Here is a 15182-nt window from a genome sequence, read left to right on the forward strand (position 1 = left end):
GTACGAGAAATATCGGAAGAAACCCGGTTTCTGGGATTAGCTGCGTGGCGAGAAACCGGGTTTCTGCGACAATTTTTGGTTAAGTACGAGAAATAAGGGAAGAAACCGGGTTTCTGGGATTTGCGACTTTTTTGATAAAATTGTCGGAAAGTGCGCTCTATAATAAAACCAACCTAGTTGGCGATATATCAACGATGGAAACTATAACTCTCAACCTACCTGCCGCCGTCGCTTTAACCGACGAACAATTTTATCAATTGTCCATCGCTAATGAAGAGTGGCGATTAGAACAAACCCCCGAAGGAGAACTAATTATTATGCCTCCAACAGGCGGCGAAAGCGGCATCAGAAATTCCGATCTCAACCTAGGACTCGGTTTGTGGAATCGTCAGACTCGATTGGGAAAAGTCTTTGACTCTTCCACTGTCTTTCAATTACCCAACGGTGCGAAGCGTTCCCCTGATGCTGCTTGGGTAATCCGAGAACGCTGGGAAGCATTATCTCCAGAAGATAAGCGCAGGTTTCCTCCCCTGTGCCCGGACTTTGTAATAGAATTGCGATCGCAAAGTGATTCCCTAGAAACATTGCGGGCTAAAATGCGGTATTATCGAACTAACGGCTGTCGCTTAGGTTGGCTAATTGACCCGCAAACGCCTTTAGTAGAAATCTATCGGTTGTCTGAAGATGTAGCAGAAGTTATTAATTTCTCTTTTGACCAACCACCAACACTTTCCGGTGAAGATGTACTTCCCGGATTTCTCCTCGATCTTACACCTATTCTCAATCCTTGAATCTCGATCCATTTTCTTTAGTTGGCTGGCGAGAAACCGGGTTTCTGCGACAATTTTTGGTTAAGTACGAGAAATATAGGAAGAAACCCGGTTTCTGAGATTCTTGTGCCTCCGAAAAGTCGATCGACAATTATCTCCCCGTCAGCGTATCCGCATAAGGATCGGGCAAAGCTTGCTGCACTTCAAGCGACAAAGAATCTCCAGTCAACGGTTGGCTAATCAAATTTTTTTTTAGCCCATCCCCCTTGCGATCTCGCTCTTGCAGCTTCAGCAATTCCTCTTGATAAACAGCAACAATTCGCCCTAAACTCAGCACCAAATCATCCCAATTATCATCTCCCACCAACTTCTCCGAAATTCCCTCAAATAACTCTCCCGCTTGCCTTTTTTGGACATAAGCTTTCAAAAGCTTTCCCGACTTTTGCAAAACGGCCTGATAAATATCCCCATCAGACCACCACAGCCCCTGTTGACTCAGTAGCCAAGTCAAAATATACTCGCGAGCGTGTTGCTCCTTCACCCAGGCCGCGAGATACTGCAAATCTTCCATAGTTACAACAGTCTCCTAAATTTTCCTCAAAATGTCCGCTTGTTTGTATCTACCGTTACCGCGATCGACATAATACCTGCCTTATCATCACCTGTCCCCGTCATTAATATCCCTTAAATCTTAAAAAAACCCTACTGATTTACCAAACAGCAATTCTGAGAATATAAAAATAAACCTAAACCTCCTAGGTCTATTGTCCAATACTTTTAGTCCACCGGAAAGCGGTACACCCCGCCTCGCTTTCCTCTCTCGCAAACCTATCATCAAGCGGGAACAACCAGCGGGTTATTAGCATGACAAAGCAAAATTTTGGTTTAATCGGTCTAGCAGTGATGGGCGAAAACCTAGCGCTCAACGTCGAAAGCAGAGGCTTCTCCGTGGCTGTATACAACCGCACCGCAGCCAAAACCGACGACTTCATGGCCCAACGCGCCCCCGGCAAGAACATTGTAGCCGCCAAGACTCTGACAGAATTCGTCGATGCCCTAGAAACCCCACGCCGAATCTTAGTCATGGTGCAAGCTGGGAAAGCCGTAGATGCGGTCATCGACCAGCTCAAACCCATGCTGTCACCGGGCGACATGATTATTGACGGCGGCAACTCGCTCTACGACGACACCGAACGCCGCACCAAAGATTTAGAATCGATCGGACTGGGATTTGTCGGCATGGGCATCAGCGGCGGCGAAGAAGGCGCGCTGAATGGTGCTAGCTTGATGCCCGGTGGCACCCGCACTGCTTACGGCCTACTAGAGCCAATTCTCACCAAAATTGCCGCTCAAGTAGATGACGGCCCCTGCGTCACATTCATCGGCCCTGGTGGTGCTGGTCACTACGTGAAGATGGTTCACAACGGTATTGAGTACGGTGATATGCAGCTCATTGCTGAAGCCTACGATTTGCTCAAAAACGTTGGTGGATTGGACGGCAAGCAGTTGCAAGAAGTTTTTGCCGAATGGAATACCACAGACGAGCTCAACTCGTTTTTGATTGAAATTACGGCTAACATTTTCAAGTACATTGATCCGGAAACTAAGCAACCCTTAGTTGAGGTAATTATGGACGCAGCCGGTCAAAAAGGCACCGGCCGCTGGACTGTTATGAGTGCTTTGGAATTGGGCGTGAGCATTCCCACAATTATCGCTGCTGTGAATGCCAGAATCATGTCTTCTTACAAAGACGAGCGCATCAAAGCTTCCCAAGAACTGACCGGGCCTAGCGGCAAGTACGAAGGCGATACTAAAGAGTTTGTGAACAAAGTTCGGGATGCGCTTTACTGCTCGAAGATTTGCTCCTACGCGCAAGGCATGGCACTTTTGAGCGCGGCCTCGAAGTCGTACAATTACGACTTGAGTTTGAGCGAAATTTCCCGAATTTGGAAGGGCGGCTGTATCATTCGGGCTGGATTTTTGGACAAGATTAAAACAGCTTTCAAGGACGATCCCACATTGCCGAATTTGCTGTTAGCGCCGGAGTTCAAACAGAGCATTCTCGATCGCCAATCAGCTTGGCGGGACGTGTTAGCGACTGCTTGCCAACTGGGGATTGCAGTGCCAGCATTTAGCGCCTCGCTGGACTATTTCGACAGCTACCGGCGCGAAAGATTGCCACAAAACCTCACGCAAGCTCAGCGTGATTATTTTGGGGCTCACACCTACGAACGCACCGACAAACCGCGTGGCGAATTCTTCCACTCTGAGTGGACGCAGACTGCTAAAGAGTCGCTGCAAACCGGTACTACGGACTAATTAATTTTTGTAGGGTGCGTTTCGGCGCACCTTACTAATTATTCTGGGGTTGCAAATTGTTTTGACGTTTTTTTTCGAGATAGCTTTTAATATATTCGTCGTTAAAGAGCGATCGGGCGATGGTCAGTGCTTATTGTCTTTCTGCGTCTGTCATGTAATCATCGCCTTTTAAACCTGATGCCGGCTGTCGAGGATCGCCGCCTGGTTCGAGGAATCGCTGACGTGCGTTAGCAAAGCCCTCGAAGAGGATCGCCATTAATTCTCCCAATCTGCGGTCTTGCTCTCGAATGATATCATGCGGTTTCGTCATAGTCTTCTACCTCGTCTAGTCGAGCGGGTGTAGTTTAGCCTGTTGGCTATTGTATCACCCATTGCTGACAGCATTTTCAGTTATCATTGATTGTTTCCTTGCACCTATTATCAATTCTCAGAAATTCAGGGTTTTCGTAGATAATCAGTAATTAAGATCACAATGTGCTTGTGAGATGGGTAGATAACTATATTGAGTAAATCTGGTACGCTCGTAAATACTTCTTTAAACTAAATATAATCTTATGTTAGATTTTATATTAGTAGCCGCTATCGTTTTCGCTGCGGTAAATATGATTTGGGAATGGGTAGATACATGGAAAGAAGAAGAGCCAAGAAAATGTTTATCAGACAGTGGCATTCTGGAAGTGGATGAAATGACTGGCAAAGAGTTTGAAAACTTTCTAGCTTTCCATTTTATCAACTGTGGTTATATTGTTAATTTAACTAAAGACAGTCAAGATTATGGAGCCGATATAATTTTGTACAAAGATGGGTCAAAAACGGTGGTTCAAGCAAAAAGAACCAAAAGACCAGTTGGTATTAAAGCCGTTCAAGAAGTAGCAGGATCTGTCAGATATTACAAAGCAAATAAAGCCATAGTAATCACCAACAACAGATTTACAAAAAATGCTTACAACCTTGCTGATTCTAACCAAGTAGAGTTATGGGATAGAAAAAGACTCATGGAATTCATCCTGATAGCTAAGAATTGTAGTAAATAACTTATCTACCAAAGTAAGTTATATATAAAAGATGCACTGCTTTCCCGGTATATTTAATCTCACTGATGAATCATGCTACAAATTTCTAATACAGTGTTCCTGGACGATCGCGAAATCGAGATTAGTGCGATTCGCTCTCAAGGCGCGGGGGGACAAAATGTAAATAAGGTGGCGAGTGCGATTCACTTGCGCTTTGATATCCCAGCTTCCTCATTGCCCGATCGCTACAAGGAGCGTTTGTTGCAAATCAACGACCAGCGCATCACCTCCGAAGGTGTGATTGTCATCAAGGCCCAGGAACACCGCAGCCAGGAACAAAACCGGGAAGAGGCTTTGAGACGGCTGCAAGAACTGATTAAAAGTGCGATCGTCATACCGAAAAGGCGCAAACCCAGCAAAGCGACTCGTAGTTCCCAGCGCAAGCGTCTCGACAGCAAAACCAAGCGAGGGCAGATTAAAGCTCTGAGAGCGAAAATTACGGATTGATCGATAATCTCAATTCCTATTAAAATTAGGATATCATTGTAAATGATGATTGTTAGTTTTAGGAAACGGCAATGACAACTACTGCAAGTAACGAGCCGACGCTAGCCGATGTTATTGAAAAGCTAGACAAGCTATCGGCAGAAGTTGAGAAATTATCAACTGATGTTGAAAAAACTAATGACAAAACCGACAGATTCAATGACAAGTTCGATAACTACCAGAAAGCTACCCAATGGGTTGTGCAACTTGCTTTCACTTTGATTGCAAGCGCCACTATCACGGTGATTATCACTTCTGTTCTCCGTAAGTAATACCAAATCCTACTTTAATATCCTCTTTATAACTTGCTTGTTAGATGCCCGACTTCTTCAAGAAGTCGGGGATATAATCTGCTTTTTTAGGTTGGTCTAATTAGAACTAAGCAACAAAAGTTGTCAGTCGGGATGTGGTGGGCCTAAGTCGTCAGGTAAATCGTTAAGCGTTTTTCCGAGAGCTTTGCAAAGGGCTTTCATTTGAGCAATGGTCAGTTCGGGTTCGTCTAGTCCTCGTTCCCATTTGCTAATGGCTTGCTGAGTTAGGGTTTTTGTGCGGGTTTTGTCGGGAATTTGCTTTGCTAAAGCGGATTGCGATAAACCAACTGCCTCCCGCAAGATTTGCAGTGCTGGTATATCTTTCGACTCTTGAGTTTGTTTCTTTCTGGGCATATCATAGCAAATTCACAACCAAAGTTGTTGACAAATCAGTGAAATACAACTAAGGTTGTTTAATAGAGAGACAACACAAAGGCGACTGCTTTAGCCGGACGGTGGAAACGCTTTGGTTTAGCAAGCTGCCCAATTTGTAGTTTCTACCCATTATGCCTGCATAGCCAAGCCTATTTTCCGGGCTTGGGTGCATTACTCAAGCCCTTTTCCCTAGACATTTCCGAACCCCTGCGGGTTAGTTGTCCTTCGGCGAGGGCTCACGACTTGGCAAGTCATCGGGAATTTTGGTTACGTCTAATCCTAAAACCTCAAACATAGTTTTTAGAGAAACCTGATACAGGTTAGCCATAGCAAGTATGTTTTCAGCATTAGGTAGAGCCTTGCCTAATTCCCAGTCAGCTTGTCTTCGCTCGGAAATTCCGATTTTTTCTTTGACTTGAGGGCGTGTTAGTCCAGCTTGTTCTCTGAGTAGTCTCAATGGAGACTTCTCCTTTTCTTGTAAATCTTCTTCTATCATAGGACGAAATATTCATGATGTAAACGTCTTGACAAAGGCTTGAATAAGACGTAAACTTCATGTTGGTAGGCAAAACAAAGGCGGCCGGGCGAGCCTCCAAGGTCAAAATGCAGGTTTGAAGAACCGCCTTACTTGTAGCGTCTATCAATTGTGCTTGCATACCCAAGCGTTTTTTTGGGGGTTGGGCGCATACCTCAAGCCCCTTTTTTCTCAACGCCGAGGAGGTGATGCCATGTAAAAGGTCGATCGACCTCACAGGACAGCCCAACTCAAAATTGTATCAAAGATCCAGAGCAAAACTTCTACTTTGCGATCGCACAACTTCCGTGGTATCGTGCCATTTCTCGAACCATTCCCGATCATGCCCACATCAATTGACAACTTCTACCTAGGCGATGTCGCCTCCAACTTTCACTTTGCAGGCCCGCTGCTAGACTTTGAAGAAGAAATCCAGAATCAATCACCCTTTCACGATTTAGACTATCTGACAGGCGAAATCAAAAGGGGATTCCTAGACTACGTGCGTCAAGGAATCATGCTGGACGCCATCCGAAAGCTGCGATTGTACAAAGACAAGTTCAAAACTTTTAAAAGTTACTGCGAACAAGCATTAGGTCGGCAGTATTTTTACTGCACACAAATTATCAAAGCTGCGAGCATTTGCCTGCGCTTAATTAAAGCAGGATTTGAGATTTTGCCTAGCTGCGTTGCTCAAGTTGTCCCTTTGTTCAAACACGCAATCACCGACCAATATGGCGACTGTCGTTTACAGGAAAAGTGGCAAGAAGTTGTCGATGTCATACCAAAAGAAAGGATTACCGCAGTAACTATTGCCGAAACCGTTGACAACAATCCCAACCTCCGGCTCAAACAAATTCGCATAAAAACCGACACTTACGCCCTTTTAACGAAAAAAGCAGCCGCAGCCGGACTGTCAATTTCGGAATTTTTGGCAAGGTTGGTTGGCGAATACAATCCCAGAAATTCAGACCAGCCAGCGGAACATACTCCCGAACAAGAGGAGATTTTAGACCAATTAGACGCGGAGTTTAAGAAGCCGGCCACGGAACCGACTTCAACTTCTGCCCCAGGAAAAGTTAAGTCTAAAGGTTTTGGAGTGAAAGTTGAGCCTAAAGGTGGTAAAAGGGAAGTGAAGGCGAAAACTTCGGAAAGGGAAGTTAAGGCAAAAACTTCGGAAGGTGAAGTTAAGTTCAAAAATCGGCAAACTGAAATCCAAGCCGAGAAACAGTCGAATTCATTTAATGAGAAAAATCATGAAGTCATCTGCCCAAAATCCAATCATGCGTCAACTGAAATTAATGGAGGTTCAACTGAACGAAATTCAGTGCCACCTTATTAAAGCCACTGTGTTGAATTGGTGGCAAATAGTTTTGCCTGACGGTCAGAAAATTGCGATCGAGCACGCGGGCGGCGGACACTGGGTTTTTCGGGCTAACGGGCTTGAGAAATCTCATCCAGAAGTGCGGCTAGCGGTGTTAAGGGCGATCGCCCAAGGCTGTCGCCGATAAGTTACGGGTAAGGACACGGCATCACAGCCGTGTCCCGGAAGGGGCTGGTGGGCATCCTGTCAGAGTCCAACATTTAGGCGATCGAGTAATGCTTCTAAATTCGTAAGTGTTCGTTGTTTTATCTTTTAGCGCTTCGTTAATCGTGTTATTTCTCTATGGTGCCGGAATTTGTCGCAGCAATCCCTTTTTTTAGCTGGATTGTAGCAAGTCAGGGCTGTCAGTTGCACTGAGTCAGGGGCTGGGGTGCGAATGGGCGATTCTAAGGAATGAGAATTAAATAACTTGCATTTTTTGTAGGTTGGGCCCGTGGAACGAAACCCAACGCCACGCTTGATTGTTGGGCGGAGTGAAACGGAGGGTTCGTTCCACTCCGCCCAACCTACGGAAGTTATTTAATCCACGATCCTAAAACCACCACGCTCAGCTCGTTTTTACGCTTAGTAGTTTAAGCAGTAATGCTGAGAGAATTGCTGGGGCTATCCTCCGTCATTGGGGCATTGAAAATAGCTTACATTGGACGCTTGATGTTACATTTTGTGAAGATGAAAGCCGGATTCGGAAACAGAACTCTCCCGAAAATTTTGCACTTCAATCGGAGGCTAGCAATAAATTTACTGAAACCAGAGAAAACTTCCGGCACAAAGTCTAACAATGAAAGGGTATCGAGCGGCAATGGACAATAATTATTTAGTGGAAATTTTAAACTCTGCCAGTTAATACTCGAAATCTAACACCTATCTAAGAAGGAAAATTAGCCGACTTTAAGAAGTTCATAAAATTTTAATGTTCTGATTTAATCTGCTCAAGTCGGGTTAAGATTAAGAATTTTAAGAAGGTTTTTTTAGTTATTTAGTCATGCACAAATTCACGTTTTTGTCAAATTAATTTAGATGCGTTTACCCTGCACCAACACCCCTCGGTTTTTTAGCTAGCAAACTCAAGAAATCGGTGATAAAACAGAGGCAGGATGCGATCGCCCAAATTAGGATCGCCTCTGCAATTGGACAAGTTAAAATAAATGGGCGATCGCCTGCTGAGCGGCATCATCTATAAGCAAATGGCAAATATAATCGAATCACACAGACTAGCGGCGAAAGTCGATCGCCTGTATAGTAATATTTGGCAGTTGTCTACTCGGTTGCGACACTTCCGGGCGATCGCCCGCAGTTAAGAAAAACCTTTGACTTAAGTAGGCGGACACAAATAAACATTATTATGTCATTGCGCGGAACGAAGCAATCCCAAGTCTGATCGATGGCTGCATTTCTATCTGCTGTTTCCTTAAACTTTGATGATTTTTGAGTGCCTTGAAATACTATAGCCAACATCCTAACGCTTTCTCGATCGACTACCTCAACGACTTGCGAGGAGCAATTCTAGCCTCCCCTTATCTAGCAATCAACAACCTCAATCGCGATTTCATTGGCACAAAAGGGTTTTCCGTAGTGTTTCAACGTTCGGAAATCGCCGAAGTAGAACGGCGGTTTCCCTTGTTCAAACCCTATCTAGACCAAGCATTACAGCCTGAATGCAATGCTTTTTACCTCAACCCTTTGTTGCTGGGTGAAGGTTCCCGCGTCGATCCGCATATCGATCGATCTTTGCGATCGTACTGCAAAACAGTTGAACCTCCCGCAGCAGTCAGCGTTTTATACGTGCAAGTACCGCCGAACTTGCAAGGGGGAGAATTGATACTGCGGCGCAACAAACAGCAAGTCGGCCAGATTAAGCCGCAAGCCAACTCGCTAATCTATTTTCAAGGAGATTTGACTCACTCTGTCAACGCTGTTAAAAGTACCGGGACTCGTTTGAGTTTGGTTTGCGAACAGTACAGTTTGAGCGAAACAGAACTGCAAGATATTCCAGGATTCACAGTGGAATCTAGGGCGATGAAAGCAAAAATTAAGTAATGTTTATTCGCTCCTGGGAGGGTGATAAATTCAGGACACGCTTAACCAGCCGCTTGCATCAAGGGTTCCATCACCGCCAACTTATGTGCTAGGAGATTATCCATAATCCGATGATCCACAAGAATAACCGCAAAAAGTTACCCTTATTAGCAGCATTCTTAGTCTCGCCATTTATTTCTTGGTTCCTGAGTGCGATCGCCCTATTTCTCAGTCTCTGGATCATCGTACCAGCACCCACGATGTTCCTGTACCCTTTGGCGGTGGGAGCACCAGAAATCAGTCCTTGGTTGGTTGGTATCAATACGATCGCCCTTCTGCTGAACCTGCTGGGACGGCATCAAGGCAAAGTCTACATTATTTTACTCATTTGTAACCTGTTCGCCCTCATCCTGGGCCTGCTACCCCTGATTCAGTTTCCAGCAGCCAATGCAGCCATAGCTACCCAAATGCAAGCAGTTTTAGGGGAAAACTATTTAGCAGCCCTTCCTCAAGCCGATCGCGCGCAGCTACGCCCTCAACCGTTTATCCTCGCAGATACGTTCCGAGGAATTCCCATCAGAGACGTTAGGATCGATCGGGCTATTGTATTTGCCAACCCAGGCGGAGTTTCACTGCAATTAAACCTTTATCGGCCGATGCAAATTGGCAAATATCCGGCGATTATCACCCTCTACGGGGGAGCTTGGCAAAGAGGTAATCCCGATTACAATCAGGAATTCAGCCGCTATATGGCCGCCCAAGGCTATTGTGTGGTTGCAATTGATTACCGCCACGCTCCCAAGTATCAATTTCCTGCTCAGCTTGACGACGTACAAGCCGCTCTTTCCTATATCAAAACTCATGCTGCTGATTGGGAAATTGATCTCGCTCGAATTGCTTTGATGGGAAGGTCTGCAGGTGCCCATTTAGCAATGCTAACTGCTTATGATTCTAGTGTGCTTCCAGTTCGAGCAGTAGTGAACTATTACGGGCCAAATGACCTGATTCGGGGATACAATGACCCACCTTTTCCTGATGCCATAAATGTTCGAGCCGTCTTGCGCGCCTTTCTGGGAGGAACCCCAGACGAACTGAATGAGCTTTACCGTCGGGCTTCTCCCATAAATTATATTAAACCGAATCTTCCCCCTTCTCTACTGGTTTATGCAGGTCGCGACCATATCGTTCAGCCCAAGTTTGGTCGATCGCTCTACGAACGATTCCGAGCCACGGGCGAGCGGGCTATTTTGCTCGAAATTCCTTGGGCTGAACACGCTTTTGATGCAGTTTTTAATGGGCCGAGCAATCAATTAGCTTTGTACTACACAGAACGCTTTTTGGCTCATACTCTGAAGTCTTCTGATTACCAACCAGTTAAATAAAAGTTTAAATTTTACTTTTTTATGCTTAAATAAATGCGTGTCAAACTGTCTAAAATATTGCTCTAAGTCTCTTCATTTTATATCCCTAGAAATCCCCATTACTGCGCTGGGAAAGTTTTGTGGCGGTGCTAAATAAAAGCTTACCCCGTCAGCGGTGGCGCAACCACGGGGGATTGCCCCTACAAATTTCATACCCGAATTTAGCAACGCCAAAGCGAGAGCCCTTTCTTGGCACACTATATATAGTATGCCTGCGTAAGTCCTGTAAACTGAGATGTTGCACCATTCTCAATTAGCCTTTTCTGAACAGGCTGGACGGCCTGTTCCACAAGAAAATCTACTCTTTGTGGAACAGGCCGTCCAGCCTGTTCTTGAGAATGGTGCAACATCTCAGGTAAATGTACGATCGCCCTCAGTTTCAGCGCCCCGCGTCCTGTTAAACTGAAATCCTGTGGTTGTGTGCGCTTGGTGCGATCGACCCTTATGAAAAAAACATAAAATTATGTAGCCTACAATACATTTATTTAGTTAATGATTGTTTAAACTCTCCAAGTGTAGATTGTGTACTCTCCATAATTCTCCAAAACCCCTAAACGAGTGCGTTGTTTGCTGGACTGCGATTTATCGATCGTCGAACGGTTAAAAACCATAAGTAGTTTTGACCTGAATTCATCGGAATTGATTCGCACAAAATTTTTGAGCTGACCAGGGTAAAGATTAGTTACTAAATTTGTGCAGTGCAGACATCTATAATGTTGACTCAAGTTAGTACAGGATCTTGTCATCTATTTTATTGCTGCTAATAACCGAAATCCAACCGCATCTCACAGTGGATTGTCACACCCGATGGACGGCGAAGTGATGGCGCATCGCTCATCCAATCTTGTAGAGCCTGCCAAAAAAGGCATTCTCGCAAAAGTTAGCTTTGACAAAAAATGTTGGGTAAATCTCATATGTTGCACCATTCTCAATTAGCCTTTTATGAACAGGCTGGACGGCCTGTGAAGCGAGAAAATTGATCTCTTGTGGAACGGGCCGGAGATCCCGTTCTTGAGAATGGTGCAAAATCTTGGGTAAATCCAGGATATTCGTCAATAGTTAGACTTTTGCTAACATCTATTTTTTCTCAACTACTCGTCCCGCAATACCAATAAAAATAACCATGAGTGGAAACGAATCGCGCGTTCAAGCAATTTCTCAAATCGTCAACCGCAAACTGATGCCTAGTCGGCCTCCCAAGCGGCTAGAAGATATGTGGGCAACAGACGTTTTTACTCTGAGCAAGATGCAAGAAAGTCTGCCCAAAAGCATTTTCAAATCAGTAAAAAACACCGTTCAAACAGGCCAAAAACTCGATGCTTCCGTAGCTGATGTAGTTGCAGTAGCAATGAAAGATTGGGCTATTTCCAAAGGAGCCCTCTACTACGCCCACGTATTCTACCCGCTAACCAACGGCACCGCCGAAAAGCACGACGGTTTCATCTCAGTGCAAGGCGACGGCTCCGTCATCTCAGAATTTGCAGGGAAAGTTCTCGTACAAGGCGAACCCGATGGTTCCTCATTCCCCAACGGCGGCATCCGTTCCACCGCCGCCGCTCGCGGATATACAGCCTGGGATGTCACCAGCCCTGCTTATGTCATGGAAACAGACAACGGCATGACATTGTGCATTCCTACTGTTTTCATCTCCTGGACAGGTGAAGCCTTAGACAAGAAAACGCCGCTTTTGCGTTCCATTGCCGCCATGAACAAAGCAGCAACTCGAGTGTTAAAGCTATTAGGCAATACCGAAGTTGCTCCGGTAAATTCCAGTTGCGGTTCCGAACAAGAATACTTCCTGGTAGATGCCAATTTCACCAACAACCGCCCCGATTTACTGCTAGCAGGTCGCACCCTTTTTGGCAAACCTCCTGCCAAAGGTCAGCAATTTGACGACCACTATTTTGGAGCGATACCAGAGCGCGTTCAAGTCTTCATGCAGGAAGTAGAAGAAAGAATGTACCGTCTGGGAATTCCTGCCAAAACCCGCCACAATGAAGTAGCTCCCGGTCAGTTTGAAATTGCACCAGTTTTTGAAGCTGCAAACGTCGCCAGCGACCACCAACAATTAACCATGACAATTCTCCGCAACACAGCGAAGAAACACGGTTTTATGTGTTTGCTGCACGAGAAGCCTTTCGCCGGCATTAACGGTTCTGGCAAACACGTCAACTGGTCGGTCGGGAATGCCACCCAAGGAAACTTATTAGACCCCGGCGATACACCGCACTCGAACATACAATTTCTAGTTTTCTGCGGCGCTGTCATTCGCGGAGTTCACAAATACGGGCCGCTATTGCGCGCGGTAGTTGCTACTGCCAGCAACGACCACCGATTGGGTGCAAATGAGGCTCCACCAGCAATTATCTCTGTCTATTTGGGTTCGCAATTAGAAGATATCTTCGGGCAAATTAGCCGGGGAGAAGTTAAGGACTCTAAATGTCGGGGAATTATGAACTTAGGTGTAGAAACACTGCCTACTTTCATGAAGGATGCTGGAGACAGAAACCGGACTTCGCCCTTTGCCTTTACTGGAAACCGATTTGAATTCCGGGCAGTAGGTTCCGGTCAGTCTGTTTCCGGGCCGCTGGTGGCGATGAATACAATTCTTGCAGATTCTTTGGACTGGATTGCTAACAAATTAGAAAGCGATTTGGCTAACGGAACTGAACTGAATGCTGCCATCCAAACCATTCTCAAAGAAGTGATGGACGAGCACGGTGCGGTTGTATTTGGTGGCAATGGCTATTCGGAAGAATGGCACAAAATGGCTGTTGAGGAACGGGGTTTAGCTAACTTGCGGACTACGGCCGATGCTTTACCCGTGTTGAAGGAAGGATACATTGAAGACTTGTTTGAAAAGACAGGTGTTCTGACTCCCGTGGAATTGGAAAGCCGTTACGATGTTTATGCAGAGCAGTATTTGCTGGCAATTGAAGTCGAAGCAAAACTGGTATCAAGCATGGCAAAAACCATCATTTACCCGGCTGCGGTGAGGTATTTAGCTGAACTTTCCGGCACGGTTTCTAAGTTGAAAGAGATTGGGATTGAACTGGAAAAGGAAACGGCCGAAAAAGTAGCGGTGCTGGTTAAGTCCATGATTGATACTGCAAGCAAGTTGAGTGCTGCTTTGAGCAAGCACGATTTTGCTTCGACAGAAGACCATATGCAATATGCTTCGCAAACAATTCGTCCTTTGATGGATGAGGTTCGCAAGTATGCGGATGCTCTGGAAGGTGAAGTGGCTGATGATTTGTGGCCTCTGCCTACTTATCAAGAAATGCTGTTTGTTAAGTAATAGCAAACAAATTCGGTTAATTTCCGGTGATATTTGTAGGGACACGGCACTGCCGTGTCCTTACTTGTTTTTGAGCTTAAACGAGTGTTACGCTGAATTTGTCAGAGTCATTAAATGCCAGCTACAGTAAGAGTTGTGAAGATTGTTGAGATACCCTTCAACAAATTTATCGGCGTAGAAAAAGTAATATTGCTACGAAAAGCTATTATGCGAATTCAATCTCTTTTGAAACAAATGACTCTGGCGGCTCTAGCTCTATTTTTTGCGATTAGTTGCAGCCGATCGACTCCGAACGTAAACTCTTCCCCTGAAGCAAGTACCTCTAGCAGCTTTAGAGTGGCAATGGTCGTCCCAGGCTCCAAAAACGACAACAGTTGGGGTCAAGGCTGCTTTGAAGGATTAAACCTCATTAAAGATAAATTTAATGCTCAGGTAGACTTTACTGAAAATATTGACGATGAAGATAGTGAAGCTCCCATTCGCAAATATGCCCAGTCAGGCTATGACCTGGTAATTGCAGCCAGTGGTGGGTATATCAAAGCTGCCGAAAAGGTCGCTAAAGAATTTCCGCGAACGAAATTTGCCTTGGTTACAACCTATCCAGGGAATAACCAAAATTTGGGGGCTGTTGCCTTTCGATCGGGTGAGGTTGGCTACCTCACAGGCGCTTTGGCTGCCATGAAGACCAAAAGCAATAAAGTTGGCTATATTGTGGGTGCACCTTATCCGGTTTACAAAGAAGAAGAAGCTTTGTTTAGGCGGGGAGTGAAGGCAACGAATCCCTCTGTTCAAGCCTCGACTGCTTTTCTCAATTCTTGGGTTGATACGGAAAAAGCCACCAAAGTCGCAAGGGATATGGTGGCCTCTGGAGTAGATGTTTTGACAATCAACGCGGATGAGGCAGGGTTAGCCGCGCTAAAAGCCGTTACGCAAAAGCCAAGAGTCTTTGTGATTGGTTGGGCCAAGGATCAGTACGAACTGGCTCCCGGCCAAGTCCTAACTAGCGTTCTGCAGGACATTCCCAATCTGGTGCTAAATGCGGCTGTATTAACCCAGCAAGGTCGCTGGGAAGGAAAACTTTACAAGTTTGGGCTCAAGGAGAAAATCTACGATTTTGCCCCTTTCCGTGGTAGTCTCACGGCTCAGGAAGAGGACAGTTTCAAGATTATCCGAGATGCTGTGACGACTGGCCAAATTGATGTGTCTCCTTAGTGC

The 15182-nt window shown here is 45.5% G+C and carries 16 protein-coding genes; 12 read left to right on the top strand and 4 right to left on the bottom strand.

The window, feature by feature from the left end; genetic code table 11:
• The first annotated feature begins 194 nt into the window (after positions 1–194).
• Positions 195–791, top strand: a complete 597-nt coding sequence (locus QUB08_RS16960; RefSeq protein WP_333225798.1) for a Uma2 family endonuclease — start codon at positions 195–197, stop codon at positions 789–791.
• 130 nt (positions 792–921) lie between these two features.
• On the opposite strand, the gene QUB08_RS16965 is transcribed toward QUB08_RS16960, so the two are convergent.
• Positions 922–1341: a hypothetical protein gene (locus QUB08_RS16965; RefSeq protein ID WP_333225799.1), complete on the bottom strand. Its 420-nt coding sequence runs from the start codon at positions 1339–1341 to the stop codon at positions 922–924.
• 293 nt (positions 1342–1634) lie between these two features.
• Between QUB08_RS16965 and gnd the strand changes: the two genes are divergently transcribed.
• On the top strand, positions 1635–3089 hold the full coding sequence (gene gnd / locus QUB08_RS16970) for a decarboxylating NADP(+)-dependent phosphogluconate dehydrogenase (RefSeq protein ID WP_333225800.1): 1455 nt from the start codon (positions 1635–1637) through the stop codon (positions 3087–3089).
• Between the two features lie 130 nt (positions 3090–3219).
• On the opposite strand, the gene QUB08_RS16975 is transcribed toward gnd, so the two are convergent.
• Positions 3220–3399 carry a hypothetical protein gene (locus QUB08_RS16975; protein ID WP_333225801.1) on the bottom strand — a complete coding sequence of 60 codons (180 nt, stop codon included), beginning with the start codon at positions 3397–3399 and terminating at the stop codon, positions 3220–3222.
• Between the two features lie 244 nt (positions 3400–3643).
• Between QUB08_RS16975 and QUB08_RS16980 the strand changes: the two genes are divergently transcribed.
• The 3 genes from QUB08_RS16980 (at position 3644) to QUB08_RS16990 (ending at position 4920) form a co-directional block, all read left to right on the top strand.
• Positions 3644–4123: a restriction endonuclease gene (locus QUB08_RS16980; protein WP_333225802.1), complete on the top strand. Its 480-nt coding sequence runs from the start codon at positions 3644–3646 to the stop codon at positions 4121–4123.
• Positions 4124–4195: 72 nt separating this feature from the next.
• Positions 4196–4609 (top strand): alternative ribosome rescue aminoacyl-tRNA hydrolase ArfB, encoded by a 414-nt coding sequence (gene arfB / locus QUB08_RS16985; RefSeq protein WP_333225803.1) that lies wholly within the window; start codon positions 4196–4198, stop codon positions 4607–4609.
• Positions 4610–4680: 71 nt separating this feature from the next.
• Positions 4681–4920 carry a hypothetical protein gene (locus QUB08_RS16990; RefSeq protein ID WP_332983737.1) on the top strand — a complete coding sequence of 80 codons (240 nt, stop codon included), beginning with the start codon at positions 4681–4683 and terminating at the stop codon, positions 4918–4920.
• Between the two features lie 123 nt (positions 4921–5043).
• On the opposite strand, the gene QUB08_RS16995 is transcribed toward QUB08_RS16990, so the two are convergent.
• On the bottom strand, positions 5044–5313 hold the full coding sequence (locus tag QUB08_RS16995) for a helix-turn-helix transcriptional regulator (protein WP_333225804.1): 270 nt from the start codon (positions 5311–5313) through the stop codon (positions 5044–5046).
• Between the two features lie 235 nt (positions 5314–5548).
• On the bottom strand, positions 5549–5830 hold the full coding sequence (locus tag QUB08_RS17000) for a helix-turn-helix transcriptional regulator (protein WP_333068931.1): 282 nt from the start codon (positions 5828–5830) through the stop codon (positions 5549–5551).
• A 361-nt stretch (positions 5831–6191) separates the two neighbouring features.
• Between QUB08_RS17000 and QUB08_RS17005 the strand changes: the two genes are divergently transcribed.
• The 7 genes from QUB08_RS17005 (at position 6192) to QUB08_RS17035 (ending at position 15179) form a co-directional block, all read left to right on the top strand.
• Entirely contained in the window at positions 6192–7190 is a 999-nt protein-coding gene (locus QUB08_RS17005; RefSeq protein WP_333225805.1) for a hypothetical protein, read from the top strand.
• A gap of 7 nt (positions 7191–7197) precedes the next feature.
• The gene (locus QUB08_RS17010; RefSeq protein WP_333225806.1) at positions 7198–7359 is read left to right on the top strand and encodes a hypothetical protein; all 162 of its coding nucleotides are present in this window, start codon (positions 7198–7200) and stop codon (positions 7357–7359) included.
• 1018 nt (positions 7360–8377) lie between these two features.
• Positions 8378–8530, top strand: a complete 153-nt coding sequence (locus tag QUB08_RS17015; RefSeq protein ID WP_333225807.1) for a hypothetical protein — start codon at positions 8378–8380, stop codon at positions 8528–8530.
• A 136-nt stretch (positions 8531–8666) separates the two neighbouring features.
• Positions 8667–9269, top strand: coding sequence for a 2OG-Fe(II) oxygenase (locus tag QUB08_RS17020; RefSeq protein ID WP_333225808.1), 603 nt, complete (start codon positions 8667–8669; stop codon positions 9267–9269).
• A 110-nt stretch (positions 9270–9379) separates the two neighbouring features.
• Positions 9380–10630, top strand: coding sequence for an alpha/beta hydrolase (locus tag QUB08_RS17025; protein WP_333225809.1), 1251 nt, complete (start codon positions 9380–9382; stop codon positions 10628–10630).
• Between the two features lie 1162 nt (positions 10631–11792).
• On the top strand, positions 11793–13967 hold the full coding sequence (locus QUB08_RS17030) for a glutamine synthetase III (protein WP_333225810.1): 2175 nt from the start codon (positions 11793–11795) through the stop codon (positions 13965–13967).
• Between the two features lie 114 nt (positions 13968–14081).
• On the top strand, positions 14082–15179 hold the full coding sequence (locus QUB08_RS17035) for a BMP family protein (protein ID WP_333225811.1): 1098 nt from the start codon (positions 14082–14084) through the stop codon (positions 15177–15179).
• Positions 15180–15182: the final 3 nt, after the last annotated feature.

The sequence above is a fragment of the Microcoleus sp. BR0-C5 genome, from assembly GCF_036705045.1.
GTDB lineage: Bacteria > Cyanobacteriota > Cyanobacteriia > Cyanobacteriales > Microcoleaceae > Microcoleus.

What these genes read in the sequence shown, in the direction of transcription:
- QUB08_RS16960 (WP_333225798.1), top strand. Translation starts at nt 195, where the DNA reads ATGGAAACTATAACTCTCAACCTACCTGCCGCCGTCGCTTTAACCGAC.
- QUB08_RS16965 (WP_333225799.1), bottom strand. Translation starts at nt 1,341, where the DNA reads ATGGAAGATTTGCAGTATCTCGCGGCCTGGGTGAAGGAGCAACACGCT.
- gnd (WP_333225800.1), top strand. Translation starts at nt 1,635, where the DNA reads ATGACAAAGCAAAATTTTGGTTTAATCGGTCTAGCAGTGATGGGCGAA.
- QUB08_RS16975 (WP_333225801.1), bottom strand. Translation starts at nt 3,399, where the DNA reads ATGACGAAACCGCATGATATCATTCGAGAGCAAGACCGCAGATTGGGA.
- QUB08_RS16980 (WP_333225802.1), top strand. Translation starts at nt 3,644, where the DNA reads ATGTTAGATTTTATATTAGTAGCCGCTATCGTTTTCGCTGCGGTAAAT.
- arfB (WP_333225803.1), top strand. Translation starts at nt 4,196, where the DNA reads ATGCTACAAATTTCTAATACAGTGTTCCTGGACGATCGCGAAATCGAG.
- QUB08_RS16990 (WP_332983737.1), top strand. Translation starts at nt 4,681, where the DNA reads ATGACAACTACTGCAAGTAACGAGCCGACGCTAGCCGATGTTATTGAA.
- QUB08_RS16995 (WP_333225804.1), bottom strand. Translation starts at nt 5,313, where the DNA reads ATGCCCAGAAAGAAACAAACTCAAGAGTCGAAAGATATACCAGCACTG.
- QUB08_RS17000 (WP_333068931.1), bottom strand. Translation starts at nt 5,830, where the DNA reads ATGATAGAAGAAGATTTACAAGAAAAGGAGAAGTCTCCATTGAGACTA.
- QUB08_RS17005 (WP_333225805.1), top strand. Translation starts at nt 6,192, where the DNA reads ATGCCCACATCAATTGACAACTTCTACCTAGGCGATGTCGCCTCCAAC.
- QUB08_RS17015 (WP_333225807.1), top strand. Translation starts at nt 8,378, where the DNA reads ATGGGCGATCGCCTGCTGAGCGGCATCATCTATAAGCAAATGGCAAAT.
- QUB08_RS17025 (WP_333225809.1), top strand. Translation starts at nt 9,380, where the DNA reads ATGATCCACAAGAATAACCGCAAAAAGTTACCCTTATTAGCAGCATTC.
- QUB08_RS17030 (WP_333225810.1), top strand. Translation starts at nt 11,793, where the DNA reads ATGAGTGGAAACGAATCGCGCGTTCAAGCAATTTCTCAAATCGTCAAC.
- QUB08_RS17035 (WP_333225811.1), top strand. Translation starts at nt 14,082, where the DNA reads ATGCCAGCTACAGTAAGAGTTGTGAAGATTGTTGAGATACCCTTCAAC.